This window comes from Halorubrum sp. SP3 (assembly GCF_005435195.1).
GTDB classification, from domain to species: Archaea; Halobacteriota; Halobacteria; order Halobacteriales; family Haloferacaceae; genus Halorubrum; species Halorubrum sodomense.
In genome coordinates this window covers 1-310 of record NZ_SGTU01000546.1, presented here as the reverse complement: position 1 = coordinate 310, position 310 = coordinate 1, and the positions used below count along the sequence as shown (strand labels likewise).

Below are 310 nucleotides of genomic sequence, written 5' to 3'. Positions count from 1 at the left end.
AGATCGGCAGGACTCGGTCCCTCGTACTCGACGTCGAGCCCCTCGACTTGCGGTGTCGTTTCGGGCCAGATTCCGTGGGTCCTCCAAAACTCACGGACGCGAGCGAGGCTGTGGCGCACCGTCTTTCGCACGGTGACGTGGTCGGTGTCGCGACCGCTGTCGTCCCAGCCGTCGGCCGTCCAGAACTCACCGAATTGTGCGCCGCGATGCAGTCCGTTCCAGTCGACGCCGACGATGTCGGCCGGTGGCTCGTCCGTGAGTGTCGGCCGGGTCAACTGTCGAATGGCGTCGAGCTGCTTGGGCGGACTCC

The 310-nt window shown here is 66.1% G+C and carries 1 protein-coding gene; it reads right to left on the bottom strand.

The genetic code is table 11. From position 1 onward, the window contains the following. A partial coding sequence (locus EXE42_RS19925; protein ID WP_321167827.1) for a DUF6610 family protein occupies positions 1–310 on the bottom strand: 310 nt, incomplete at both ends.